The following is a 23,198-nucleotide window of genomic DNA, read 5'->3' as shown; positions in this document are numbered from 1 at the left end:
TTACCCAGCTATCAGACGCTGATGCACAGGTATTTGATTTCGAGGTAGTCCTCGATACCGTACTTGGAACCTTCGCGGCCCAGGCCCGAAGCCTTGATGCCACCGAACGGCGCCACTTCGTTGGAGATCAGGCCGGTGTTGATACCCACCATGCCGTATTCCAGGGCTTCGGCAACACGGAACACACGGCTCATGTCGCGGGCGTAGAAGTACGAAGCCAGGCCGAACTCGGTGTCGTTGGACATGGCGATGACTTCGGCTTCGTCCTTGAAGCGGAACAGCGGCGCCAGTGGGCCGAAGGTCTCTTCCTTGGCGACGGCAGCAGTCTTCGGTACGTCGACCAGGATGGTCGGTTCGAAGAAGTTGCCTTCGATGAGCTTGCCACCGGACAGCACTTTGGCGCCTTTGGAAACGGCGTCTTCAATGTGCTCCTGGACCTTGGCGACAGCCTTGCCATCGATCAGCGGGCCAGTAGTGGTGCCGTCTTCCAGACCGTTACCGATCTTCAGCTTGGCAACCGCAGCGGCCAGCTTCTGGGCGAACGCATCGTAGACGCCGTCCTGCACGTAGATACGGTTGGCGCAGACGCAGGTCTGGCCGTTGTTGCGGTACTTGGAGATGATCGCGCCCTCGACCGCCTTGTCCAGGTCGGCGTCGTCGAACACGATGAACGGGGCGTTGCCACCCAGCTCCAGGGAAACCTTCTTGATGTCCTTGGCGCATTCTTCCATCAGCTGGCGACCGATTTCGGTCGAACCGGTGAAGGACAGCTTGCGTACCAGGGAGTTACCGGTCAGTTCGCCGCCAACTTCGCCAGCGCTGCCGGTGACCACGCTCAGCACGCCAGCCGGGATACCGGCGCGGTGGGCCAGCTCGACCAGGGCCAGGGCGGAGTACGGGGTCTGCGAAGCAGGCTTGAGCACCATGGTGCAGCCAGCGGCCAGGGCCGGGCCAGCTTTACGGGTGATCATGGCGGCTGGGAAGTTCCACGGGGTGATGGCCGCGGTAACGCCGATTGGCTGCTTGATGACGATCAGGCGCTTGTCTGGCTGGTGGCCAGGAATGGTGTCACCGTAGACGCGCTTGGCTTCTTCGGCGAACCACTCGATGAACGAGGCGGCGTAGGCGATTTCGCCCTTGGCTTCGGCCAGTGGCTTACCTTGTTCGGTGGTCATCAGGCGAGCCAGGTCGTCCTGGTTCTCGATCATCAGTTCGAACCAGCGACGCAGCTTGGTCGAACGCTCTTTGGCGGTCAGGGCACGCCAGGCCGGCAGGGCCTTGTCGGCAGCTTCGATGGCGCGGCGGGTTTCCGCGGTGCCCATCTTCGGCACGGTACCGATGACTTCACCGGTGGCCGGGTTGGTCACCTTGATGGTCTGGCCATTGTCCGCATCCAGCCACTCACCATTGATATAGGCTTGCTGGCGGAACAACTGAGCGTCTTTGAGCTGCATGTCGGCTTCCCGAATTGTTGATTGTTGAAAAGCGCCCAAGGCAGGGCATCGAGCGTTTGAAATCTCAAACGAATGCTAAGCGGCTGCTGGGGTGTTGGACAATAGGCTGTTCGAAAAAAAGAACGAATGGTTGAACAGCCGGGCGGAAATTTCATCATTTCGGTAGTGGCAAACGGCCTCTTCGCGGGCATGCCCGCGAAAGGGCCGTTACAGGTTAGACGAATGAACAGAAAGAAATGTGAAGGGAGGACCGACGGCCCTCCCGAAGGGGGTGGATCAGAATGCCTTGGCCAGGTCGATCACCAGAGCCCGGTAGCCAACACTGCCAGGCTGCCGGCTATGCACCTTCAGCTCCACCAGCACCTCCTGCGTTCCGCGCCGCACCTCGTTGAGCACGGTGGTGGTCAGTTTCTCAGGGGTGAGGAAGTTCACCGAAGCCGAGTAGATGAACTGGGTGTCGGTCTCTGGCCGGTAGGCCACCACCGAGGTCACCGGGCTGTACCACTCGTCGCCACGCTCCTTGCCGTACTCCCACACCTGCTCGACCGTACCCTTGCCCTCGTCGATGCGGTACTCCACCGCCCGGCTATAGTTGCCGGCAAGCTTGGTTGGCGCAAAGTCGCGCCCCCAGCCGTTATCGAACACAGTCAGCGTGCCTTTGCCGGTGAGCCAAGCAGTGTGCTGGGTCCACGACCAATCGAAGTTTTCGCTCGCGACCGGCGTCAGCACCTTGTCGCGCAAGCGCTCAGGCCAGCCTTGAGGCGAGGCAAGAATCCATTTCACCTGCTTGTCACGCCCTATCTTCACCACGCCCTGATGCCGTGCTGAAACGATGATGCTGTCGTCATCGGCATCGTAATCGATGGCATTGACGTGGGCCCAGTTGCGCCCGGTACCCACACCCGGGGTATCGCCAAAGGGCAAGTCACCCTCGGCCAGCTCGTTGGCCAGCCGCTCGTCCTGCTTCTGCACACCCGGCGGCAACTGGATGGCCGCCTTGCCCAGGGTCTCCAGCAGGTCGCCGCGGTACGGGTCGAGAATCTGGTTCAGGTCCCAGAAGTCCAGCACATCCCCGGCCTCGTTGACCTCGATGATGTGGTCACGGATCGAACGCACGCGTTTGCCATCGGGACGGCGGTAGTCGCTGGTGCCAACCCGTAACAGGTAAGTGCCATTGGTGGTCTCGCGGATTTCGTGGGAGAAATCGGCAAATTTGTCAGGCAGGCTGCGCTGCCAGATGCGTCGGCCCAGCAGATCGTACTTGGAGTAGGTCTGGCCCTGCCCCCAGATCAGCTTGCCATCGCGGGTCTGCTGGAAGCCCATGGTGCCGCCCAAACTGTCACGGCGGTTAGAGTCGTGGATCTGTTCAATATCCAGGTACCAGCGCACATCGCCATTGCTGTCGGCAATCCAGTTGTTGCCCACCTGGTCCCATTCTGCTGCGCCGCCCAATGCGTTCCATTTAAAGGCGCGGCCACCAGGAATGTCACCTTGCAAGTGGTTGAACAGGTACAGGCGTTTTTCGAACCCTGCCGCGACCTTGATCGGCTCGACCTCCGGTAGCGCGGCAGTCTGCCTGGCCACCACCGGCAGGCGGACGGCCGGAGCGTAGATCTGGTACTGCTCGCGAACACGCTCGCCGTCCAGCTTGTAGGTCACCTCCACCTGGTTCACGTGGTCCGGGTACAGGCCGAATACAGGGATACCGCCGTAGGTCCACAGCGAACGGTCGGAGACTTCGTAGGCAATGTCTACACCGCGTTCGCCGCGGCCCAGCACGCGCACGTGCGCGTTACTCAGGCTACGCCCTCCGTCGCGAATGATCGCGGTCAGCGGCGCCAGGCGATACGGGTTGACCACCACATCACCGAGCAGCGCCTCGCCACGCTCGGGGACCTTGGCGGTCAGGCACGCGCCTTCAGGCAGTACAGGGGTTTCAGTCTTGGCATTCATGGCAAAGCTCCTTGTGCTCAGAAGTCGTAACGGGCAGTGGCACCGAACGTACGCGGCGTGCCTAGCACGCCGGCATAGCCACCGTTGGCGGAGTTCCACAGGCTGGTGAAGTAGGTCTTATCGCCGGCGTTTTTCACCCACAGCGACAGGTCGACCACGCCGTCGCCCTGGTCCAGGCGCACACCAGCGGAAAGGTTGACCAGCGCGTAGCTGGGGATCTGGCCGAAATCGGAATCGTCGATGGTGCCCACTGCCTTTGAACGGAAGGCGTAGCTGGCGGTGACGTAGGGCTCGACATGCTCGCTGGCCTGCCACTTGTACTGCGTGTTCAGGTTGGCGATGTACTTGGAGGCGCCAACCACCTGGTGCCCGGACAGGTCGCAGGTGGCGGTGGCGTTGGCCAGGCTCACTTCGGGCGGGCATGGTGCGTCCTTGTATTCGGTGTAGCGCACGTCGTTCCACGAGCCGTTGAAGTTGACCGTGAGGCCGCGGACCGGCAGCGCCGTGGCCTCGAACTCCAGGCCACGCGAGCGCACGCGGCCGGCGTTGGCCAGGTACTGCACGCGGTTGATCTGGTCATAAACGTTGGCCTGGTAGCCGTGCACTTCGGCCCAGAACAGGTTGCTGTTGAGCTGCAGGCGGCCGTCGAACAGGGTGCTTTTCAGACCCAGCTCGGCATTGTTGACCCGCTCGGTGCCGACCAGCAGCGAATCGGTGCCCAGCCGGGGCGCAGCGCCAACCGTGAGGTTGATGCCACCAGACTTCTCACCATGGGTCAGGGTGGCGTAGCCCAGCAGCTGTTCGTTGAAGCGGTAGCTCAGGCCCAACAGGCCGGAGGGGCTGAAGCTGTACTGGTTGAGGTCGCCCGAATCGTAGGCCCCTATGCGAGCCTGGCGCGCGGTGGCAGCAGCCCCGGTGACAGCGGCGCCGCCCTCCGGTGCATCGCGGGTCACCCAGGCGCTCTTTTCTTCATAGGTGCCCCGGATGCCGGCGGTAAAATCCAGGCGGTCGGTGACATGCCAGGTGCCTTGGGCGAACAGCGCATAACTGTCGGTATCGATGTGCCCATCGCCAATGGTGTTGACGTTGTTCAGTGCCCCGGCTGGTGTGAGGTTCCAGACATCCGCCTGCGGCCCATAGTAAGTAAAGGATTTATTGTCCAGATCCTGCTTGAAGTAATAGGCACCCAGCACGTAGTCGAAGGCGCCACCCGTAGGTGAAGCCAGGCGGATTTCTTGCGAGTACTGCTTGTCACGTACCGAAACCCCGGCGCTATAGAACACTGGCACGTTCAGACCATCGTCGTTGCGCGGGGTGAAGTCCCACCAGCGGTAGGCAGTGATCGACGTCAGGGTGAAGTCGTTGGGCAGGGTCCAGTTGGCCTCCACCGAAGTGCCGCCCTGGAAAACCGTCACCTGCTGGTCAGCGTCGAAATTGACCTTCCGGTCCTTGCCCGACACCAGCGTTGCGCCCGCCTGGGCAGCCAGGCTTTCGTAGCGGTTCACGCCATTGATGGTGGGGCCGGTGCTGTACAGGCTGAGGATGCCGTTGTTGGAGTCTTCTTCGTTGTATTCGCCTATCCAGCGCAGGTTGAAGGTTTCGCTGGGTTTGAACAGCAGCTGGGTGCGAAAGCCTTGGCGCTTGCCGCCGTTGAGATCGTCACCGTTGTGGATGTTCTTGACGTAGCCATCGTCTTCGGTGCGGTAGGCACTGATGCGCCCGGCCAGGGTATCGCTGATCGGCCCCGAGAAACTGCCCTGGGTTTGCAGATAGCCGTCCTCCCCGATCGACTGCTGAATGCTGCCTTCGCGGTGGAAAGTCGGCTTGCGCGTGGTGATGTTGAGCACGCCGGCAGTCGTGTTCTTGCCGAACAGCGTGCCCTGCGGGCCGCGCAGTACTTCCAGCTGCTCCACATCCAGCAGGTCGAATACCGCCATGCCGGGGCGACCGAGGTAGACGTTGTCGAGATAGATGCCAACGCTGCCCTCCAAGCCATCGCTGGCCGGGTTGTTACCCAGGCCACGAATCGAGATGCTCGACTGGCGGGCATGCACGTAGGCGACGTTGGTGCTGGGCACCAGCTGTTGCAAATCCTGCACGCGGTAGATGTGCTGGGTTTCCAGGGTTTCGCTGTCGAGCACGCTGATCGGCGTGGGCACGCTCTGCGCGGTTTCTTCGCGGCGGCGGGCGTTGACCGTGACGGTGCCTAGCTTGGCTTCCTGCTCCACCGTCGGGCTGGCGGCAATGACCGCGTCTTCAGCGAAGCTGCCAGAGGATGCCGCCAGCAGTACGCCAGCGGCCAAGGGTTGCAGGGTGAAACGCGACGCGCGCGCAGGCCAACGGGAAAGTCCGGACATGCAAATGCTCCTTGAGGCATGGGCCCTGGGCGAGCATTTCCGTTGGCGGAACCGAATCGCGGTCAGTCGGGCTTATATTCTTTTAAGAGATATAAATATTTGTATTTCATATTTTGTGGAATAAGTAAGTCCCTTTATAAGGGGACTCACCCTTGTCAGCAATTGCATTTCACCGAAGGTTTCAATGTAGAAAATGCATATCGATCTGCGTCAGCTGCGCCACTACATCGCCCTTGTCGAACACCGCAGCTTCGTCGCGGCAGCGGCGGCGGTGAATCTGTCGCAATCGGCCTTCAGCCGTAGCATTCAGACCCTGGAACACAACGTCGGCTGCCGCCTGGTCGACCGCGCCAGCAAGGAGCTGGCACCCACCCGCCAGGGTCTTCTGGTGCTGGAGCACTCGCGGCGGCTAGTGCATGGGGCACACAAGCTGGTAAACGAAATTCACCAGTTCAACGGTGCCACCACCGGCGTGGTGCGCTTCGGTTCTGGCCCAGCGCCGGCCGGTGGTCTGGTGCCGCGGGCGGTAGCGCGCTTCGTTGCCGAGTACCCAGCGGCGCGAACCTGCTTCCAGGTGGACAACTGGCAAGCATTGAACCGTAAGCTGGTGGCCGAGGAGATCGAGTTCTTCGTCGCCGACACACGCCAGTTCGAATCCGACCCGGATTACCAAGTGCACAAGCTGACGCCACAGCGCTGGCATTTCTGCTGCCGCGCCGGGCACCCTCTGACCCAGCAGGAGACCGTGCAGGCGCGCGACCTGTTCGATTACCCGATGGCCACCACCTTCCGCCCGCCGAACATCCGCAAGATCCTCAGCGACCTCAGCGGGCGGCAGGACTTCTTGCCTGCAGTGGAGTGCGAGCACGGGTACGCGTTGCTGAATGTGGTACTGCATTCGGACACCATCGGCATTGCCTGCAATGCCAATTTGCAGCCGTATCAACGCGAGGGCGGGCTGGTGCAGTTGAAGCTGGCGGACCTGACGCCAGAGCAGGAAGAGGCGTGCCATACCCGCTATGGCGTGGTAAGCCGGGTGGGGTATGGCTTGTCGCCGTTGGCGCAGGCGCTGGTCAGGCAGTTGATTGCCTGTGATACCGAGATGTAACAGGCGGGTACCCCGCCTGTGAGATCGGGTTCACCGGCGAATGCGTCGGTGAATTCACCATCGTATTCGCGGGTGAACCCGCTCCCACAGGGTCATCTGAACCTCTCAGCCCTTGCGAGTTGTCCGGCTCAACTGGCCATCCACACCCACCGGCACCTCCCCGGCCAAGGTCACCCGCCGCACCACGCGCGGCTGAGTCCCATAATCATCCACCGCATAATGCTGCGTTGCCCGGTTATCCCAGATCGCTACGTCCCCCGCCTGCCAGCGCCAGCGCACGGTGTTCTCAAGGCGCGTCACATGCCCTTGCAACACCGCGAACAGGTGCTGCGAATCCGCCAACGAATAACCCTTGATGCGCTTAACGAAGTGCCCCAGTTGCAGTACCCGCTCGCCACTGATCGGGTGCACTCGCACCACCGGGTGCTCGGTCTCGTACACCGTGGAGGTGAACACCTTGCGATAACGCTCCAGCTTGGAGGGGTCCACGTCAGGCTTGATGCTGGCGTAGTCGTACTCGTTGCTGTGCACCGCCCACAGTTTATCGGCCAGCTCGCGCAGCGGTTCAGGCAGCTCTTGATAAGCCGCAGCCGTGTTGGCCCACACGGTGTCGCCACCGGAGGCAGGCGCCACCACGCTGCGCAGGATCGAGGCCTTGGGGTAGGCGTCGACGAACGTCACGTCAGTGTGCCAGGAGTTGGCCCGCTGGCCCTCGGCGCCGTCGAGCTGCAACAGGTAGCTGGTGCCGTCCACCACCGGCACGGTGGGGTGGGCCACGGGCTCGCCGAGCAGCTTGGCGAAGGCTTCCTGGCTGTGGTCATCGAGGTGCGTCTGGCCACGGAAGAAGATGACCTTGTGTTTCACCAGGGCAGCCTGGATGGCATCGAGGGTGGCGGCGTCGAGGTCGGCGGACAGCTGTACCCCGCGAATTTCGGCGCCGATACGCCCGGCAACCGGGTGAATATCGAGTTCGAGGGGTTGTGGCGCGGTGGCCAGGGCGGCATTGCTCATGGTTGTGGTCCTTGCGGTGATGGTCGGGTTGCTTGCGGGTTCAGCGGGTGGCCTGTACGGCCTGTTCCTGTTTCAGCGCGGTATCGAGGAAACGCGGTTCGATCCAGTCGGCCACCTGGAAGCCACGGCGGATCAGGCGCTCCTTGGCTGCCAGGTCGACGCCCTGCTGCAACTGGCTGACAAAGTCGGCGTCCAGCCGCGGGTCGAAGTAGTGGGCAAGGTCTTCTTTGGCCAGGTCATCGCTGAGGATGCTGCGCGGCCAATTGGCGTTGCTGGCCACCAGGTCGATGTAGGCCTCGCGGTTGTGCTCGTCGCGTAGCCAGGCGCTTGCCTGCTCTTGGGCATTGACCAGGCGCTGCACCAGCTCGGGGTATTTACGTATGAAATCGCCAGTGCCCAGCAGCACTGCCTGGGTACTGCCGGCACCCTGCAGGTCACGCGAATTGACGGGCAACTCGACCAGTCCACGCTCTCGCAGCGACAGCAGGTTGGACAGCCCCCAGGTGGCGTCGACCTGCTTTGCCGCCAGCGCAGCGTTGGCGGCATTGAAATCGAGGTTGATCACTTTCAGCTCGCGCTCGCTCAGGCCCTGGCTGGCAAGGGCGCTGGCGAACGACAGCTGGTTGGCAGTACCGCGGAATACCGCAACGCGCTTGCCCTTGAGGTCGTGCAAGGTATTGATGCCAGAGCCGGGCACCACACCCAGGTAGCTTTTTACCCCGCGCACGCCAGCAGACAGCACACGGGTGTCGAGGCCGTTGGCCTTGCCGACGATCGCTGCCAGGTCGCCCAGGTAGGCGAAGTCCGCCTGGCCATTGGCCAACGCTTCGTTCACCACAGGCCCGGCGCCCTTGAAGAAATGCCAGTCGATGCGGATGCCATCCTTGGCGAATTCCTTCTCCAGCAGTTGCTGGTCACGCAACACATCGACCACGCCACCGGCGCTGGGCTTGCTGCCAGCGCTAAGGTCGGGCACGGCGATGCGGATACTTTGCGGCTTGGCGGGTTCAGCGGCATGGCCGCTGAGGCTGAAGGCCAGCCCAAGGGCGGTTATCAAGTGACGCAACGGGGTGTTCATGGCAAGGCTCCTTGGCAGGCTGCCACCGGCGATGGCCGGCGCTTTGGCCAGAAGCTAGGCAGGTCTGGTTAGAACCTACAAAGATCAAAACTTCATTTTTAAGTAACTGAAAGACATAAATCACGTGCTATGCGGCCCCGAGCCAGGGTTGCGGAAAACGCATGGAAAATATGAGGAAAACGCAATGGATAGGGGCTTCCGGATGCAGTGAGTGCATGATCTTATCTCTTGAAAGTTTATTTTGAGATTTTTTAATTCCTTAAATGCATAAACTAAAAACGTCGCGAGAAATGGCCGATGAATGGAGTTCTTAATAGGGATCGGGGGTGGCCTCGGGGGCCGCTGGGCGGCCCATTCGCGGCGCAAGGCCGCTCCCACAGGGGCCGCGCAGCCTTTGCACAGTGGGTGTTGCCTTGGGTGATGCCGGTAGCCATTGCCCTGCTTTGGGTGCTGGCCAGTCGGCAGCACTGGATGAGCGAGCAGATACTGCCGGCGCCAGCGCTGGTGTGGCAGAGCGCTTTGGAGTTCGGCTCCGGCGAGCTGTGGGGGCACCTGTGGATAAGCCTACAGCGACTGTTCTGGGGGCTGGCGGTCGGCATCGGCAGCGGTTTGCTGCTGGGGGTGTGGCTGGGAGGCTCGCGGCGGGCTCAGACTTTGGTTTTGCCGACCTTCGTGGCGCTGGCGCAGATTCCCACGCTGGCCTGGATTCCGTTGTTCATGCTGTTCTTCGGCATTGGTGAGCTGCTCAAGCTGGTGGTACTGGTGAAAGCAGTGGTGGTCCCCGTCACCTTGCACACGCTGGTTGGGGTGCGCGATGCCCAGCCCAAGCTGCGTGAGGCTGCTGCAGCATTGCGCCTGCCGCGTCACCTGCTCTTTCTACGCCTGTTGCTGCCGGCCGCCCTGCCCGCCTTCCTTACGGGCATACGCCTGGCCTTGGCCACCGGCTGGACCTCGCTGCTGGCGGTCGAGCTGCTGGCCTCCAGCGAAGGTATCGGTTACCTGATGGTGTGGGGCCGGCAGCTGTTCATGCTCGACCTGGTGCTGCTGTGCATCCTGGTGATCGGCCTGGTCGGCGCGGTGCTGGAGCATGGCTTTTCAGCAGTGGAAAAGCGCCTGCTGTACTGGCCGCAAGCGGCCACCGGGGAACAGCAGCGTGGTCCCGTACCGAGCGGCTGGCAAAGCCTGCTGCTACCGCTGGCGCTGTTGGCATTGTGGCAGGCCAGCACCCGCTTTGGCTGGGTCGACAGCAACATCCTGACCTCGCCACTTGAAGTGCTGCGGACCTTGTTGACCGGCCTGGCCGATGGATCACTGCCGCAGGCCTTGCTGCTGAGCCTGCAGCGCACCCTGAGCGGCCTGCTACTGGGCGGCAGTGCAGGCCTGTTGGCCGGGTTGCTGCTGGGGTTGTCCAGCCATGCCGAGCGCCTGTTCGGCGCAAGCCTGACAGCAGTACGCCAAGTGGCCCTGTTCGCCTGGGTACCGCTGCTCACCGCCTGGTTCGGGCTGGGTGAAGGGGCCAAACAGGTGTTTGTCGGCATGGCGGCGTTCTTCCCGCTGCTTATCGCCACCCAACGGGGCATTGCCAGCCTCTCGCCGCAACTTGGCGAAGCGGCCCGCACCCTGCGCCTGAACCTTTGGCAGCGCTTGCGCCTGCTGGTGCTGCCCGGCGCGGCACCGGCGATCTTCGCCGGCCTGCGGCTATCGCTGATCTACGCCTGGCTAGGCACCATTGGCGCCGAATACTTCATGCCCTCGGACGGCGGGATCGCCAGCCTGATGATCGGCGCGCAGCAACTGTTCCGCATGGACCAGGTGATGGCCGCCATGCTGCTGATCGGCCTGGTCGGCGCCCTGCTCGGCACCCTTGGACAACGCCTTGAATCGCGCGCGACGCGCTGGAGAACCGCATGAACGCCTTCAACACCTCGCACCTGCACGCGGCGAACCAGCCCGACGCCACCCCACCCTTGGTAAGTTTCGAGGAGGTTGGCAAAGTATTCTGCGTCGACGGCCAACCGCTCGAGGCCATCCGCAACTTCAACCTGTCGATCAATCAGGGCGAGTTCATCGCCATCGTGGGCGCCTCTGGCTGTGGCAAGTCCACCCTGCTGCGCCTGCTGGTGGGGCTGGATACGGACTACAGTGGCAGCATTCGGGTCGACGGCCATGCGGTCGGCGGCATAGGTGGCGAGCGCGGCATCGTGTTTCAGGAGCACCGCCTGTTTCCGTGGTTGAACGTGGAACAGAACATCGCCCTGGGCCTGGTCAACGAGCCGCTCACCCAAGGCGAACGCGCCCGGCGGGTGCATGAATTCGTACAACTGGTGGGGCTGGTCGGCTTTGAGTCGGCCTACCCGCACCAGTTGTCCGGCGGCATGGCGCAGCGCGTGGCGATCGCCCGTGGCCTGGTCGCCAGCCCGCGTATCCTGTTGCTCGACGAGCCATTCGGCGCGCTGGATGCATTGACCCGCCAACAATTGCAGGACGAGCTGCTGGCCATTCGCGAACGGGCCGGCATCACTATCCTGCTGGTGACCCACGATGCGGAGGAAGCCACTTACCTGGCCGACCGGGTAGTGGTGCTGGAGCCGCGTCCGGGGCGGATCAAGTCGGTGGTGGAAATCGACCTGCCGCACCCGCGCTTGCGCACCGGCGTGGCCCTGCACGGCCTGCGCGAAAAAGTGCTACACCAGATCACCGGCGACGGTGACTACCTGCCAGCGCCGGCTCGCCGGGTAGAAGGGCTGCGGCCAGAGCTGATAGCACTCTGACTTGCAGCCCCCGCAGGGGATCTGCTCTAAAAGGGTAAAAAAGGCTACAGATCAAGGCGATGGACTCCAACGGCGCAGATGGGTATGATGCCTGCGCGTTGCACTCGTAGCTCAGCTGGATAGAGTACTGCCCTCCGAAGGCAGGGGTCGTGGGTTCGAATCCCGCCGAGTGCGCCATATCAAAAAGCCCTGGGCCTACGCCCGGGGCTTTTTCGTTTGTGCGACATGTCGCATTTCTGGCACTCCCGTGCCACTGGTCATTGGTGTTAGCGTGGGCGTCTTCCCGTTTTCCGAACGGGTCACCCATAACAATGATTGGCGAAGGAATGCGCGCAACCATGCACCTGAAAAAACTTACCGCCACCACTTTGCTGCTGGCCAGCATCGGTCTGTTCACACAGCCGGCCCAGGCCAACCTCTCCCAGCAGCAATCCGCCGCCATCGTCAAAGCCTTCGACGGCAGCGACCCAAGCGATTTCAAGCAGTTCCTCGGCAAGCTCAAAGGCAGTGACCTGGCCAAGGCCAACAACATTGAAGCAACCCTGGACGCCTACCTGGCCGGCAAACAGCTGGCTGCCGAACAACAGGATGAGATCAACCGCCTGCTCGGCCTGTACACGCGAATCAAGTACGGCAAGGCTGCTACTGAAACCCTGAAGGAACTGGTGGCCATCCCCACCTTCAATGTCGAGGGCACGCCCCAGTACGAAAACCCTGAGTTCCTCAAAGTCGCCGACAAGATCAAGGCACTGGCCGACAGCTTTGGCCTGGCCTTCCGCAACATCGACAACCGGGTTTACGAGATTTCGCTGGGCAGCGGCAAGGAAGTGATCGGCATCCATGCCCACGCCGACGTGGTGCCGGTCAACCCGGACAACTGGAAACTGGCCGACGGCACGCGCCTGGACCCGTTCAAAGTCACCCTGGTTGGCGACCGCATGTACGGCCGCGGCACCGAAGACGACAAGAACGGCATTGTCGTAGCGATGTACGCACTGAAAGTGGCCAAGGACGAAAACCTGCCGCTGGCCCGGCAGTTCAAGCTGCTGATCGACACCACGGAAGAAACCAGCGGTGATGCCATTCCCTACTACTTCGAGCGCAACCCCACGCCCGACTACAACCTGGCCCTGGATGGTGGCTACCCGGTGGTGATCGCTGAAAAAGGCTACGGCACGGTCATGGCCAGCTTCAGCAAGCGGCCAGCCACTGGCAAGGGTGCTGAAATCATCAACCTGACCGGCGGCCTGGCCACCAACCAGATCCCGACCACTTCAGTGGCTACCCTCATCACCGACAACCCGGCAGCGCTGGCCAAGCATTTGCAGCAAGCCGGCGGCAAATATGTCAAACAGCATGGCGGTGATTTCAGCATCGATGCCAGGGCCGACGGCAAGCATGTGCTGCTCACGGTTACCGGGGTTTCCGCCCACTCCTCGGAACCGGAATCCGGAGTCAACCCGGTGGCACGCATGCTCGACTTCATCAACGGCCTGGGCAACCAGGTACCGCTCAAGCACAACCACTTCACCGACGCCGCTCGCTACGCCGCCGACAACTGGGGCCTGGACTACCTGGGCAACAAGCTTGGCGTGGCCTTCAAGGACCCGTTCATGGGCCCGCTGACCGCCTCGCCGACCTTTGTCGGTGTGGATGACAAAGGCCTGAAGCTGGCGGTGAACCTGCGTATTCCCAAAGGCAAGCCGATTGCCGCGATCAAGGATGAACTGGCGGGCAAACTGGGCCAATGGACGCGGCAAAGCCACATCTCCGTAGCCTTCGACTACAGCCTGGACGAGCCGATGTACCGCAACCCCGAAGGCGAATGGGTCAAGGCTCTGCTGGCGGTGGCCAGCGAGAACCTGGGCATGAAGCACGCGTTCGGCACGTCCGCTGGTGCGACCTCGGTCCACGACCTGCCCAACGGCGTCCAGTTCGGCCTGGCTATGCCAGACGTGAAATACACCGGGCACAACGACAACGAGTTCAAGACCGTGGAGCAGTTCATGCTGGACTTGCAGGTGGTTAGTGAAATGGTGGCGCGGATCGGACAGATGCCGAAGCTTTGATCGGCAGTGGCGCCCCCCTCGCGGCTAAAGCCGCGGAGAGGGCGCTACAAGCGCAGATCAATGACGTTTTTCAATCAACTCCATGCCGTTTCCTGCATTGCCGTGCAGAGCGCCGTACCGGATGCTTTAGTTACTCCGAGACAGCGCTTTTTTCACCCGCAGAGGCCCGTATGAAGACCGTCGAACAAATCCTCAAGACCAAGTCCCAGCACCAGACCGTTTACACTATCGGCCCGGATGACTCGGTGCTCGACGCCCTGAAAATGCTGGCGGAGAAAAACGTCGGTGCGTTGCCTGTGGTAGAAGGCACCCAGGTGGTGGGTATCGTCAGTGAACGGGACTATGCACGCAAGCTGGTACTCAAGGGGCGCTCTTCTGCCGCCACCCCGGTGCGCGAAATCATGAGTGCGCCTGTGGTGACCGTGGAACCCAAGCAGAAGCTGGATTTCTGCATGAACCTGATGACCGATCGCCACCTGCGTCACCTGCCGGTGGTCGACAACGGCAAGCTGCTCGGCCTGCTGTCGATCGGTGACCTGGTCAAGGAAACCATCACTGAGCAAGCCAGCCTCATCAAGCAGCTTGAGCAGTACATCCGCGGCGAATGAAACCTCTCAATGGTAGGTGCGCTCCAGCTCGTCCAGCTGATGGTCAAAGCTGCGCAGGCGCGCCGACCAGGTGTACACCAGCACCTCCAGGTCACGGTTGAGCACTGCAGTATTGCCATGGCCACTGCAGGTGGGCTCGCCCAGGTCCAGCTGGTAGCGGTCACGGGCCATGGCCTGCGCCACGCTGGACAGGTCGCGGGCATTGGCCAGCCAATGATGATGGTGGTCATGGATTTCTCGGTCGAGTACACGACACTGGCGCTTCAGGGCCTCCAGGCTCTGCTCCAGCGGCGTGCCCTTGAGCTCACCCATGACCTCTTCGAACGTGCGCCCCGAATGCCAGTAGCTGCCCCAGAAGTAGCGGTCGAATACGGTCTCGACGCGGCGCAGCGCCACCTTGGTGTTCCAGATGGTCAGCAACGTTCGTCCCTGAATCACTTCGCGCTTGTTCAGGTGCAACTGCTGCCAGGCAATCCAGGTCAGCACCACCAGTACAACCGCCACGGTGACAGCGGCAGCCGCATACAGAAAATGCACCGCCTGGTTCATCTGTTGCGCCTGCCTGATGCCGTAAAAGTAACTGGCCGTCAGGGTGCCCAGGATCGTCACGGAACACCAGAAACCTGGTGCATAGGGATCTTTCATCGCGCCATCCCCTTATTGTTTTCCTGAGCATAGCAACGGCCAATGACTCGTCAGGTGCCGCTCGGCGCTTTATTTTCGGGGGCGGCGCAACGCTTCGTTGAGTTGATCGAAGGGCACGGCCCAATCGGAATCTTCAATGATGCTTTCCTTGAGAAAAGCACGCTGGGAGTCGCTCCAGAACGGTGCATCCACCAGCTTTATCTCGTTCTTCAACGGCGAATGGCTGGTGATGAACTGATCGATACTCTTGGGATCGTCGGGCAAGCCCAACTGTTTGAACAGGTCGGCAAAGGGATGGATCGGCGCTTCCATGGTTCCTCCTGAGCGCCAGGCAGGCCGTCCACGACGCCCGTCTGGCATTGGTGTGAAAACATCAGCACAGCTCTCGCACTTCGGCGTGCGGTACCAGCTTCATGTACTGCTCCATGCTCATATGAATCAGATGATCATGATCACCTGCCTCCAGATAGACATCGCCCTGGCGGGTAAGACTCGGATCAAGCAGCATCTTTATTTGATAGGCATCGCCAAGGGCCGGCACGGCACCGCGTTCGCAGTCATTGAACAGGCTTGGCAGGCCGCTTTCGCGGGTCAGCTGCCAAGCCCCTGACATGCGTACCTTGCTCATGTCCAAGTGCCGGTTGGCGGGTAGCACGGCCATGATGTAGTTGCCATGACGGTCATCGAGCATCACTGACTTGGCGACCCGCTCGGCGGGTACGCCGGCCGTGCGTGCCGACTCCAGGCTGGTGGCCGAATGTGGATGGGGAATGATGTCGTAGTCGCAGTTGGCCTTGTCCAGGCGGGCCTGCAGGGTTTTTGCCATACGCATGATGCACCTCCGGTTTCGCCCCCCAATCTTCAATTTTAGGCCGGGTAGCGCCAGCCAGGGCTAAACTTGTGAAGGAAGGGCAAACGAGGTGACGACAGGTGATCGCCCGCTGCTGGCGCTGGCTGTTGGTGCTGTTGCTGCTTGGCATGACGTCAGGTGGCCAGGCAGCGCCCGCTGCGGTGTGGGTACTCGACATCGATGATGCGATCGGGCCAGCCAGCGCCGACTACCTGGTACGCAGCCTCGACCAGGCCCAGGCACAGGGCGCACAACTGGTGGTGCTCCGCATGGACACCCCCGGTGGCCTGGACGGCGCCATGCGTCAGATGATCAAAGCGATTCTCGCCAGCCCCGTGCCGGTTGCCACCTACGTTGCCCCCAGCGGTGCCCGCGCGGCCAGCGCCGGCACCTATATTCTTTACGCCAGCCATGTCGCCGCGATGGCCCCCGGCACCAACCTGGGCGCCGCCACGCCCGTGCAGATCGGCGGCCTCCCAGGTGCACCCAAAGACGACAAGGCCAAGGGCAGCAATGATGAAACCCTGACACATAAGCAGGTCAACGACGCCGCTGCCTACATCCGCGGCCTGGCACAACTGCGCGGGCGCAATGCCGATTGGGCCGAGAAGGCCGTGCGCGAGGCCGTCAGCCTGCCCGCCAGCGAGGCCTTGCGGCTGAATGTGATCGACCAGATAGCCGATGACCTGCCCACCCTGCTGCGCAAGCTCGATGGCAAAACGTTGGAGGTCGCCGGCCAGCCACGCCAGTTGCAGACCGCCGGCGCCACCCTGGTGGAGCACCTGCCGGACTGGCGCACACGGCTACTGGCGGTGATCACCAACCCCAGCGTGGCGCTGATCCTGATCATGATCGGCGTGTACGGCCTGCTGTTCGAATTCATGATCCCCGGCTCTACGGTAGGGGGTGTGGTCGGTGGCATCTGCCTGCTGTTGGCGCTTTACGCCCTGCAACTATTACCCGTGAGCTTCGCCGGGGTGGCGCTGATCCTGCTCGGCATCGCCTTCATGATCGCCGAAGCCTTCCTGCCCAGTTTCGGCGTGGTCGGCTTTGGCGGCATCGTTGCCTTTGTGTTCGGCGCGCTGATCCTGATCGACACCGATGCCCCGGGCTTTGGCATCCCGCTGGTCTTGATCGGTACCTTGGCAGTGCTTTCGGCCCTGCTCATCGGCGGCGTGCTGGCCATGGCCCTCAAGGCACGCCAGCGGGCGCTGGTCAGCGGTGACGCCGGCCTGGTCGGCAGCCTGGTTACCGTCACCCAGGTGATGGCAGCCGACCCGCTGCGTGGCGTCGTACTGGCCCAGGGTGAGCAATGGCAAGTGCAGTGTCCGACGCCACTGCAAGCCGGCCAGCGCGTGCGGGTGACCGCGCGCCATGGCGTGATGCTGGACGTGAGCGCCGCCGCGCCTGCGACGCAAGGAGACTGACCATGTTCATGCAAGTGGGTATCGGTGCGGTGCTGATCGTACTGGGGCTGCTGGTGCTGTCGGCGTTTCGCATCCTGCGCGAATACGAGCGCGGCGTGGTGTTCCAGTTGGGGCGCTTCTGGCAGGTGAAGGGGCCAGGGCTGATCCTGTTGATCCCGGTGATCCAGCAAATGGTGCGGGTCGACCTGCGCACGGTGGTGCTGGATGTACCGCCACAAGATGTCATCACTCGCGACAACGTTTCGGTCAAAGTCAACGCGGTGCTCTACTTCCGCGTGCTCGACCCGCAAAAGGCGATCATCCAGGTCGAGGACTTTCTGGTAGCGACCAGCCAGTTGGCCCAGACCACGCTGCGTGCGGTGCTGGGCAAGCACGAACTGGATGAGTTGCTGGCCGAACGGGAGCAACTGAATGCGGATATTCGCCAGGTGCTGGACGCGCAAACCGATGCCTGGGGCATCAAGGTGGCCAACGTCGAGATCAAGCATGTCGACCTCAACGAATCGATGGTACGCGCCATCGCTCGGCAGGCCGAGGCCGAACGCGAGCGGCGGGCCAAGGTGATCCATGCCGAGGGGGAATTGCAGGCGTCAGAGAAACTCATGCAGGCGGCGCAAATGCTGGGCAAGGAACCGGGGGCGATGCAGTTGCGCTATATGCAGACGCTGGGGGCGATTGCGGGAGACAGGACTTCGACCATTGTCTTCCCTATGCCGGTGGACTTGCTGACGGGGCTGGTAGACAAGCAGAAATAGAGCTGGGGCCCGGCCGGGCCCCAGCGGTACATCAGAGCGGCGCGCGGCGCAGGGTCGCCAGGAAGGTAGCCGCACCGATGAACAGCCCGGCAAAAGTCCGGTTCAGGCGCTTTTGCTGCTTGGGCGTACGCAGCAAGCGCAACACCCGGGAAGCCAACCCGGTGTACCCCGCCATCACCAGCATGTCCACGGTGATCATGGTCACAGTGATCGCCACATACTGCGGCAGCAACGGTGCATGTGGGTTGATGAACTGCGGCAGCACCGCCAGCATGAACACCAGCGCCTTGGGGTTGCTGACGTTGACCAGGAACCCGCGGAACACCAGGCTCAGCGGCTTGCCGATCGGGCGTACGCCGGACTCATCGGACATGTCCATCGGCAGGGCGCGCCATTGCTTGTAGGCCAGATAGACGAGGTAGGCGACACCAAACCATTTGATGAACTGGAAGGCCGTCGCCGAGGCTGCCAATACGGCGCCCACGCCGGCGGCAATGATGGCGATTTGCACAATCAGGCCCAGTTGCAGGCCCAAGGCGTTCCAGTAGCCGCGCCAGAAGCCGTATTGCAGGCCGCTGGACATCGAGGCAATCGCCCCGGCACCGGGTGAAAGGCTGATCACCCAACAGGCGGCAAAGAAGCCCAACCATACTTCCATCGACATCACACACCTCGCTCGAACATTTGTTGCAAAGCGTTAAGCTAAGGTTTTGGTGAAAAAATAACCAGTAATTTCTGATGGATTCATAGGGCCAGGCCAGGTTCAGTCAGCTTCGGTAGCTGTTTCTTTGTGCAGGGCCTGTACCTCGGCCCCGCGCCAGCGCCGCACCGACTTCTGGAAGAACTGGCTATTGGGCACCTGCACCAGCGCCCCGCCCGCTTCGGGCACTTCCAGCAGGGTGGTAAACAGCAGATTGATAGCGATCACCCGCCCTTTCACGCCTGGCTTGTCCAGCGTATCGACCAGTTCGACTACGTCGCCGATGCGAAACGGCCCGACCGTGAAGATCAGTACCGCGCACAGCAGGTTGGACAGCACGCTCCACATGGCGAAGAAAGCCACTGCCGCCACCGCGACAAAGCCGGACAACGCGGTCCACAGCACGGTCGCCGACACGCCCAGCCGCTCCAGCACGAACAGCAGCGCGCTGCCCATGATCAGCCAGCGCAGGCTGCCACGCACCGGCACCAGCAGTTCTGGCGGCAACGGGTAACGCTGGCCCAGGCGGCTCAACCCGCGAGCAATGATGCGCTGCAGGACGAACGCCGCCACCATGATCAAGAGAATCTGCAAGCCCAGCCAGAAGGTGTCCATCCATTGCCCAGGCAGCAGCGAACGCAGTTCCTCCATCAGGACAGCGCCTCGAGCTCGGACTGCATGCTCTCCAGGGTTTCCAGCGCCTCCATCCAGGCTTCTTCCAGCTCACCTTCGCGTTGCTTGAGCTTGGTCTGGCGCGCCAGCAGGTCGCGCAATTCGTCCTTGCGCGCCGCTTCGTAGAGGCCACCGTCACCCAACGCGGTCTCGATCTCGGCCAGTTGCACGTGGACCTGGTTGAGCTCGGTTTCCAGCTTGTCGGCGGCCTTCTTGTGCGGCGCCAGTTGCTGACGCAAGGCCGCGGCAGCCTGACGCTGGGCCTTCTTGTCGGTCTTGTCCGGGTTGACCGGGGCCGTGCTGGCCGGCGCGCTGCGCTGGCGGTACTCGACCAGCCAGCGGCTGTAGTCGTCCAGGTCTCCGTCGAAGGGTTCGACCTTGCCGTCCGCTACCAGCAAGAAGTCGTCGGTGGTGCTCTTGAGCAGGTGACGGTCGTGAGACACCACCACCACGGCACCGGCAAATTCCTGCAATGCCATGGTCAGCGCCAGGCGCATTTCCAGGTCAAGGTGGTTGGTCGGTTCGTCGAGCAGCAACAGGTTCGGCCGCTCCCAGGCTATCAGCGCCAGCGCCAGGCGGGCCTTTTCGCCACCGGAGAAGTTCACCACCGGCTCGTCGCAACGGGCGCCGTGGAAATCGAAGCCGCCGAGGAAATCGCGCAAAGTCTGTTCGCGCTCGGTGGAGGCGATGCGCTGCAGGTGCAACAGCGGGCTGGCCTTGTCGTCCAGCGAGTCCAGCTGGTGCTGGGCAAAGTAGCCAACAGCCAGGTTCTCGCCACGGACCAGGCGGCCCGACAACGGCTCCAGCTCACCCGCAAGGTTCTTGATCAGGGTCGACTTGCCAGCGCCGTTGGGCCCCAGCAGGCCAATGCGCGCACCGGGGGTCAGCTGTAGCTTGACCTTGTCGAGGATGGCCTTGTCGCCATAACCCAAGCGGCCTTCGGACATGCTCAGCAACGGGCTGGAGATTTTCTGCGACTCGCGGAAGACGAAGTCGAACGGCGAATCGACGTGCGCCGCAGACAGTTCTTCCATGCGCTCCAGGGCCTTGATCCGGCTCTGCGCCTGGCGGGCCTTGGTGGCCTGTGCCTTGAAGCGGGCGATGTACTTTTCCATGTGCGCGCGCTGCGCCTGCTGCTTTTCGTACGCCTGCTGCTGCTGCGCCAGGCGCTCTGCACGGGTACGCTCGAAGGCGGTGTAACCACCCTTGTAGAGGTTCAGCTTACGCTGCTCGACATGCAGCACGTGATCGACCACGGCATCGAGAAAGTCACGGTCGTGGGAGATCAACAACAGAGTACCGGGGTAGCCCTTGAGCCAGTCTTCCAGCCACAGGATCGCATCGAGGTCCAGGTGGTTGGTGGGCTCGTCGAGCAGCAGCAGGTCGGACGGACACATCAGCGCCTGGGCCAAGTTCAGGCGCATCCGCCAGCCACCGGAGAAGTCTCCGACACGGCGGTCCATCTGCTCGTTGGTGAAGCCCAGGCCGGCCAGCAGCTTGCGCGCGCGCGCGTCGGCGGTGTAACCGTCGGCGCTTTCCAGCTCACTGTGCAGGCGCGCCAGGGCGGTACCGTCGTGGGCCTGCTCGGCGATGGCCAGTTCGGCCTGGACCTTGCGCAGGCGCACGTCGCCGTCGAGCACATAGTCCACGGCCAGGCGGTCGAGGGTGTCGACCTCCTGACGCATGTGGGCAATGCGCCAGTCACCGGGCAACTGGCAATCGCCGGCATCGGGCGACAGCTCACCGCGCAGCAAGGCGAACAGGCTGGATTTTCCGGCACCGTTGGCGCCGATCAGGCCGGCCTTGTGACCGGCGTGCAGGGTCATCTCGGCGCCTTCTAGCAAGCGCTGCGGACCACGCTGTAAAGTGAGGTTGGATAGTCTGATCATGATGGTCGCGGAGTCTACCAGCTTCCTCGGCCCATAGCGCGAGTGGAACCATGCACACCGACCTGTGGAATCACGCCCTGGCCTTGTACGCCAGGCCCGGCGTGGAAGCGGCCTGCCTTGAGTTGCAGGCGCTGGGTGGCGATGTCTGCCTGATCCTGTGCGCAACCTGGCTGCAGGCGCGTGGCGTTGCCGTGCTGGACGAGCGTGCGCAGGCATTGAAAGCAGTTGCCGAGCCCTGGCAACGCGAAGTGATCGCCCCGCTACGCAGCCTGCGCCAGCAATGGCGAACGGCCGCGCAGGCTGATGCCCAGCTGGGGCTGTTGCGTGAGCGACTCAAAGGGTTGGAATTGCAGGCCGAGAAGGCCTTGCTGGAACGCTTGCAGGAGCATGCGCGGCAGTGGTCCGCGGATTCCCATGAACCCACGGATGACTGGCTGGCCCGGCTGGCGCCGGACCAGACACACCACAACGACGCGCTGGTTCAGTTGCGCGTCGCGGCGGCTGCGCTTCAGGACGCCGAAGACGGCGTCTGAGCCTGGGTGCCGGCAGGTGCCGAGGGTGCTACCGCAGCGGGCGGAGTGGCCGAGTTGCTTGCGGCAGCCGGAGTGCTGGCGGCAGGCGTAGACGGTTTGGCTTCGGCTGGCTTGCTGGCTACAGGCTTGGCGGCAGCTGGTTTTGCGGCAGGCTTGGTGGCAGTGGCTTTGGCTGCCGCTGGCTTGGCTGCAGGCTTGGTAGCAGCTGTGGCTTTGGCAGCTGGCTTCGCCGCAGGCTTGGCGGCAGCGGTGGCTTTGGCCGCTGGCTTCGCCGCAGGCTTGGCAGCAGCGGTGGCTTTGGCAGCTGGCTTCGCCGCAGCCTTGGCAGCAGCGGTGGCTTTGGCCGCAGGCTTGGCGGCAGCAGTGGCTTTGGCAGCTGGCTTCGCCGCAGGCTTGGCGGCAGCAGTGGCTTTGGCAGCTGGCTTCGCCGCAGGCTTGGCAGCAGCAGTGGCTTTGGCAGCTGGCTTCGCCGCAGGCTTGGCAGCAGCAGTGGCTTTGGCAGCTGGCTTCGCCGCAGGCTTGGCAGCAGCGGTGGCTCGGGCAGCTGGCTTCGCCGCAGGCTTGGCAGCAGCGGTGGTTCGGGCAGCTGGCTTCGCCGCAGGCTTGGCAGCAGAAGTTCTGGCAGCAGGCTTGGCTGCTGGTTTGGCAGCAGACGCCCTGGCAGCTGGCTTGGCCGCTGGTTTGGCAGCACGCGAATCGAGGGCCTTGGCCGCGGCTTCACGAACCTTGCCTACCCCCTGGGCGAGCTTGAGGCTGTCTTGAGCATCACGCTTGAGTTGTTGAATATAAGAACGCGTCTGGGTTTGACGTTCCTTGAGGGAGTCGAGCAGTTGTTCAAGTTCGCCGATGGCTTTTTGTGCCTTGGTTTGCGCCTTGGCTTTACCGGCCTTGGCTGCGTCTTGCAGTTTCAGGCGACCGTTGTGCAGTTTTTCCTGCGCCTTGCCACGCTGCTTTTCCAACTTGGCCAGCAGTTTTTCCGCATCAGCCAGCGCTTGCGAGCAGGCCTCTTCCAAGTGTTCGAGCAGGCTGCCCGAAAGTTGTTGGAGCAGGTGTAACGGCGTACTTACTGGCTTCTTTTTGGCCGACATGGTTTACCTCCTGGCTGACGAGATTGCGGCTCATACTATGCTTCTGCTGCTACCGCCGCTAGGGCATGTTGACAGTAATATTTACGCCGCGTTGCATGCCTGGGCAAAGTTGTTATCTTGCAGCTCCGTGCAAGTGTAGTTGCTGAATAAATCATTGCTGGAATTTGGCACTTATCTGACTTGCAGCCCATCCTCTCGGGGGGCTTCGCACCCCTTTCGCAACACAAGGT

The 23,198-nt window shown here is 62.5% G+C and carries 20 protein-coding genes and 1 tRNA gene; 9 read left to right on the top strand and 12 right to left on the bottom strand.

Translation table 11 applies throughout. The annotated features are described in order from the left end of the window. Nucleotides 1–11: 11 nt before the first annotated feature. The 3 genes from gabD to OO258_RS24350 all read right to left on the bottom strand — a co-directional run bounded on the left by gabD (nucleotide 12) and on the right by OO258_RS24350 (nucleotide 5,764). Nucleotides 12–1,454 carry an NADP-dependent succinate-semialdehyde dehydrogenase gene (gabD, locus tag OO258_RS24360; RefSeq protein ID WP_266033645.1) on the bottom strand — a complete coding sequence of 481 codons (1,443 nt, stop codon included), beginning with the start codon at nucleotides 1,452–1,454 and terminating at the stop codon, nucleotides 12–14. Between the two features lie 276 nt (nucleotides 1,455–1,730). After that, entirely contained in the window at nucleotides 1,731–3,407 is a 1,677-nt protein-coding gene (locus OO258_RS24355) for an aryl-sulfate sulfotransferase (protein WP_266033643.1), read from the bottom strand. A 17-nt stretch (nucleotides 3,408–3,424) separates the two neighbouring features. Further along, on the bottom strand, nucleotides 3,425–5,764 hold the full coding sequence (locus OO258_RS24350) for a TonB-dependent receptor (RefSeq protein ID WP_266033641.1): 2,340 nt from the start codon (nucleotides 5,762–5,764) through the stop codon (nucleotides 3,425–3,427). Between the two features lie 193 nt (nucleotides 5,765–5,957). Between OO258_RS24350 and OO258_RS24345 the strand changes: the two genes are divergently transcribed. Next, nucleotides 5,958–6,872, top strand: coding sequence for a LysR family transcriptional regulator (locus OO258_RS24345; RefSeq protein WP_266033639.1), 915 nt, complete (start codon nucleotides 5,958–5,960; stop codon nucleotides 6,870–6,872). Between the two features lie 105 nt (nucleotides 6,873–6,977). Here the strand turns inward: OO258_RS24345 and OO258_RS24340 are convergent, their stop codons facing one another. Together OO258_RS24340 and OO258_RS24335 are read right to left on the bottom strand one after the other, a co-directional pair. After that, nucleotides 6,978–7,883: a TauD/TfdA dioxygenase family protein gene (locus OO258_RS24340; protein WP_266033637.1), complete on the bottom strand. Its 906-nt coding sequence runs from the start codon at nucleotides 7,881–7,883 to the stop codon at nucleotides 6,978–6,980. 40 nt (nucleotides 7,884–7,923) lie between these two features. Next, nucleotides 7,924–8,961, bottom strand: coding sequence for an ABC transporter substrate-binding protein (locus tag OO258_RS24335; RefSeq protein WP_266033605.1), 1,038 nt, complete (start codon nucleotides 8,959–8,961; stop codon nucleotides 7,924–7,926). Nucleotides 8,962–9,258: 297 nt separating this feature from the next. Here OO258_RS24335 and OO258_RS24330 point away from each other — a divergent pair, with 297 nt between their 5' ends. The 5 genes from OO258_RS24330 (at nucleotide 9,259) to OO258_RS24310 (ending at nucleotide 14,409) form a co-directional block, all read left to right on the top strand. Next, a complete protein-coding gene (locus tag OO258_RS24330; RefSeq protein ID WP_266033603.1) occupies nucleotides 9,259–10,872 on the top strand; it encodes an ABC transporter permease in 1,614 nt (537 codons plus the stop codon). After that, nucleotides 10,869–11,732, top strand: coding sequence for an ABC transporter ATP-binding protein (locus tag OO258_RS24325; protein WP_110744849.1), 864 nt, complete (start codon nucleotides 10,869–10,871; stop codon nucleotides 11,730–11,732). Before OO258_RS24330 ends, OO258_RS24325 begins: the two co-directional genes overlap by 4 nt. A gap of 100 nt (nucleotides 11,733–11,832) precedes the next feature. Further along, nucleotides 11,833–11,909, top strand: a tRNA-Arg gene (locus OO258_RS24320). A 161-nt stretch (nucleotides 11,910–12,070) separates the two neighbouring features. Further along, nucleotides 12,071–13,801 carry a dipeptidase gene (locus tag OO258_RS24315; protein WP_266033598.1) on the top strand — a complete coding sequence of 577 codons (1,731 nt, stop codon included), beginning with the start codon at nucleotides 12,071–12,073 and terminating at the stop codon, nucleotides 13,799–13,801. A gap of 170 nt (nucleotides 13,802–13,971) precedes the next feature. Next, nucleotides 13,972–14,409 carry a CBS domain-containing protein gene (locus tag OO258_RS24310; protein ID WP_266033595.1) on the top strand — a complete coding sequence of 146 codons (438 nt, stop codon included), beginning with the start codon at nucleotides 13,972–13,974 and terminating at the stop codon, nucleotides 14,407–14,409. A 6-nt stretch (nucleotides 14,410–14,415) separates the two neighbouring features. On the opposite strand, the gene OO258_RS24305 is transcribed toward OO258_RS24310, so the two are convergent. The 3 genes from OO258_RS24305 to OO258_RS24295 form a co-directional block, all read right to left on the bottom strand. Then, nucleotides 14,416–15,054: an NADH:ubiquinone oxidoreductase subunit N gene (locus OO258_RS24305; RefSeq protein WP_266033592.1), complete on the bottom strand. Its 639-nt coding sequence runs from the start codon at nucleotides 15,052–15,054 to the stop codon at nucleotides 14,416–14,418. A gap of 69 nt (nucleotides 15,055–15,123) precedes the next feature. Then, on the bottom strand, nucleotides 15,124–15,366 hold the full coding sequence (locus tag OO258_RS24300; protein WP_110746798.1) for a DUF2789 domain-containing protein: 243 nt from the start codon (nucleotides 15,364–15,366) through the stop codon (nucleotides 15,124–15,126). Nucleotides 15,367–15,427: 61 nt separating this feature from the next. Continuing rightward, the gene (locus OO258_RS24295) at nucleotides 15,428–15,886 is read right to left on the bottom strand and encodes an aminoacyl-tRNA deacylase (protein ID WP_012270008.1); all 459 of its coding nucleotides are present in this window, start codon (nucleotides 15,884–15,886) and stop codon (nucleotides 15,428–15,430) included. Nucleotides 15,887–15,984: 98 nt separating this feature from the next. Between OO258_RS24295 and OO258_RS24290 the strand changes: the two genes are divergently transcribed. After that, nucleotides 15,985–17,331 carry an NfeD family protein gene (locus OO258_RS24290; protein ID WP_266033586.1) on the top strand — a complete coding sequence of 449 codons (1,347 nt, stop codon included), beginning with the start codon at nucleotides 15,985–15,987 and terminating at the stop codon, nucleotides 17,329–17,331. A gap of 2 nt (nucleotides 17,332–17,333) precedes the next feature. Continuing rightward, nucleotides 17,334–18,086, top strand: coding sequence for a slipin family protein (locus tag OO258_RS24285; RefSeq protein ID WP_266033584.1), 753 nt, complete (start codon nucleotides 17,334–17,336; stop codon nucleotides 18,084–18,086). Between the two features lie 31 nt (nucleotides 18,087–18,117). On the opposite strand, the gene OO258_RS24280 is transcribed toward OO258_RS24285, so the two are convergent. The 3 genes from OO258_RS24280 to OO258_RS24270 all read right to left on the bottom strand — a co-directional run bounded on the left by OO258_RS24280 (nucleotide 18,118) and on the right by OO258_RS24270 (nucleotide 21,347). After that, nucleotides 18,118–18,750: a LysE family transporter gene (locus tag OO258_RS24280; protein WP_110746792.1), complete on the bottom strand. Its 633-nt coding sequence runs from the start codon at nucleotides 18,748–18,750 to the stop codon at nucleotides 18,118–18,120. 99 nt (nucleotides 18,751–18,849) lie between these two features. Beyond that, complete coding sequence (locus tag OO258_RS24275; protein WP_110746789.1) at nucleotides 18,850–19,437, bottom strand: mechanosensitive ion channel family protein; 588 nt, start codon at nucleotides 19,435–19,437, stop codon at nucleotides 18,850–18,852. Then, the gene (locus tag OO258_RS24270; protein ID WP_266033574.1) at nucleotides 19,437–21,347 is read right to left on the bottom strand and encodes an ATP-binding cassette domain-containing protein; all 1,911 of its coding nucleotides are present in this window, start codon (nucleotides 21,345–21,347) and stop codon (nucleotides 19,437–19,439) included. Before OO258_RS24270 ends, OO258_RS24275 begins: the two co-directional genes overlap by 1 nt. Nucleotides 21,348–21,397: 50 nt before the next feature. On the opposite strand from OO258_RS24270, the gene OO258_RS24265 reads away from it, so the two are divergent. Next, nucleotides 21,398–21,880: a TIGR02444 family protein gene (locus tag OO258_RS24265; protein ID WP_266033571.1), complete on the top strand. Its 483-nt coding sequence runs from the start codon at nucleotides 21,398–21,400 to the stop codon at nucleotides 21,878–21,880. Here the strand turns inward: OO258_RS24265 and OO258_RS24260 are convergent. Then, complete coding sequence (locus OO258_RS24260; RefSeq protein WP_266033568.1) at nucleotides 21,856–22,968, bottom strand: AlgP family protein; 1,113 nt, start codon at nucleotides 22,966–22,968, stop codon at nucleotides 21,856–21,858. The genes OO258_RS24265 and OO258_RS24260 overlap by 25 nt on opposite strands. Between the last annotated feature and the right edge of the window lie 230 nt (nucleotides 22,969–23,198).

The organism is Pseudomonas sp. DCB_BI (assembly GCF_026240995.1).
Lineage (GTDB): Bacteria > Pseudomonadota > Gammaproteobacteria > Pseudomonadales > Pseudomonadaceae > Aquipseudomonas.
This window is presented reverse-complemented; position numbering and strand designations above follow the sequence as displayed.

What these genes read in the sequence shown, in the direction of transcription:
- gabD (WP_266033645.1), bottom strand. Translation starts at nt 1,454, where the DNA reads ATGCAGCTCAAAGACGCTCAGTTGTTCCGCCAGCAAGCCTATATCAAT.
- OO258_RS24355 (WP_266033643.1), bottom strand. Translation starts at nt 3,407, where the DNA reads ATGAATGCCAAGACTGAAACCCCTGTACTGCCTGAAGGCGCGTGCCTG.
- OO258_RS24350 (WP_266033641.1), bottom strand. Translation starts at nt 5,764, where the DNA reads ATGTCCGGACTTTCCCGTTGGCCTGCGCGCGCGTCGCGTTTCACCCTG.
- OO258_RS24345 (WP_266033639.1), top strand. Translation starts at nt 5,958, where the DNA reads ATGCATATCGATCTGCGTCAGCTGCGCCACTACATCGCCCTTGTCGAA.
- OO258_RS24340 (WP_266033637.1), bottom strand. Translation starts at nt 7,883, where the DNA reads ATGAGCAATGCCGCCCTGGCCACCGCGCCACAACCCCTCGAACTCGAT.
- OO258_RS24335 (WP_266033605.1), bottom strand. Translation starts at nt 8,961, where the DNA reads ATGAACACCCCGTTGCGTCACTTGATAACCGCCCTTGGGCTGGCCTTC.
- OO258_RS24330 (WP_266033603.1), top strand. Translation starts at nt 9,259, where the DNA reads ATGAATGGAGTTCTTAATAGGGATCGGGGGTGGCCTCGGGGGCCGCTG.
- OO258_RS24325 (WP_110744849.1), top strand. Translation starts at nt 10,869, where the DNA reads ATGAACGCCTTCAACACCTCGCACCTGCACGCGGCGAACCAGCCCGAC.
- OO258_RS24315 (WP_266033598.1), top strand. Translation starts at nt 12,071, where the DNA reads ATGCACCTGAAAAAACTTACCGCCACCACTTTGCTGCTGGCCAGCATC.
- OO258_RS24310 (WP_266033595.1), top strand. Translation starts at nt 13,972, where the DNA reads ATGAAGACCGTCGAACAAATCCTCAAGACCAAGTCCCAGCACCAGACC.
- OO258_RS24305 (WP_266033592.1), bottom strand. Translation starts at nt 15,054, where the DNA reads ATGAAAGATCCCTATGCACCAGGTTTCTGGTGTTCCGTGACGATCCTG.
- OO258_RS24300 (WP_110746798.1), bottom strand. Translation starts at nt 15,366, where the DNA reads ATGGAAGCGCCGATCCATCCCTTTGCCGACCTGTTCAAACAGTTGGGC.
- OO258_RS24295 (WP_012270008.1), bottom strand. Translation starts at nt 15,886, where the DNA reads ATGCGTATGGCAAAAACCCTGCAGGCCCGCCTGGACAAGGCCAACTGC.
- OO258_RS24285 (WP_266033584.1), top strand. Translation starts at nt 17,334, where the DNA reads ATGTTCATGCAAGTGGGTATCGGTGCGGTGCTGATCGTACTGGGGCTG.
- OO258_RS24280 (WP_110746792.1), bottom strand. Translation starts at nt 18,750, where the DNA reads ATGTCGATGGAAGTATGGTTGGGCTTCTTTGCCGCCTGTTGGGTGATC.
- OO258_RS24275 (WP_110746789.1), bottom strand. Translation starts at nt 19,437, where the DNA reads ATGGAGGAACTGCGTTCGCTGCTGCCTGGGCAATGGATGGACACCTTC.
- OO258_RS24270 (WP_266033574.1), bottom strand. Translation starts at nt 21,347, where the DNA reads ATGATCAGACTATCCAACCTCACTTTACAGCGTGGTCCGCAGCGCTTG.
- OO258_RS24265 (WP_266033571.1), top strand. Translation starts at nt 21,398, where the DNA reads ATGCACACCGACCTGTGGAATCACGCCCTGGCCTTGTACGCCAGGCCC.
- OO258_RS24260 (WP_266033568.1), bottom strand. Translation starts at nt 22,968, where the DNA reads ATGTCGGCCAAAAAGAAGCCAGTAAGTACGCCGTTACACCTGCTCCAA.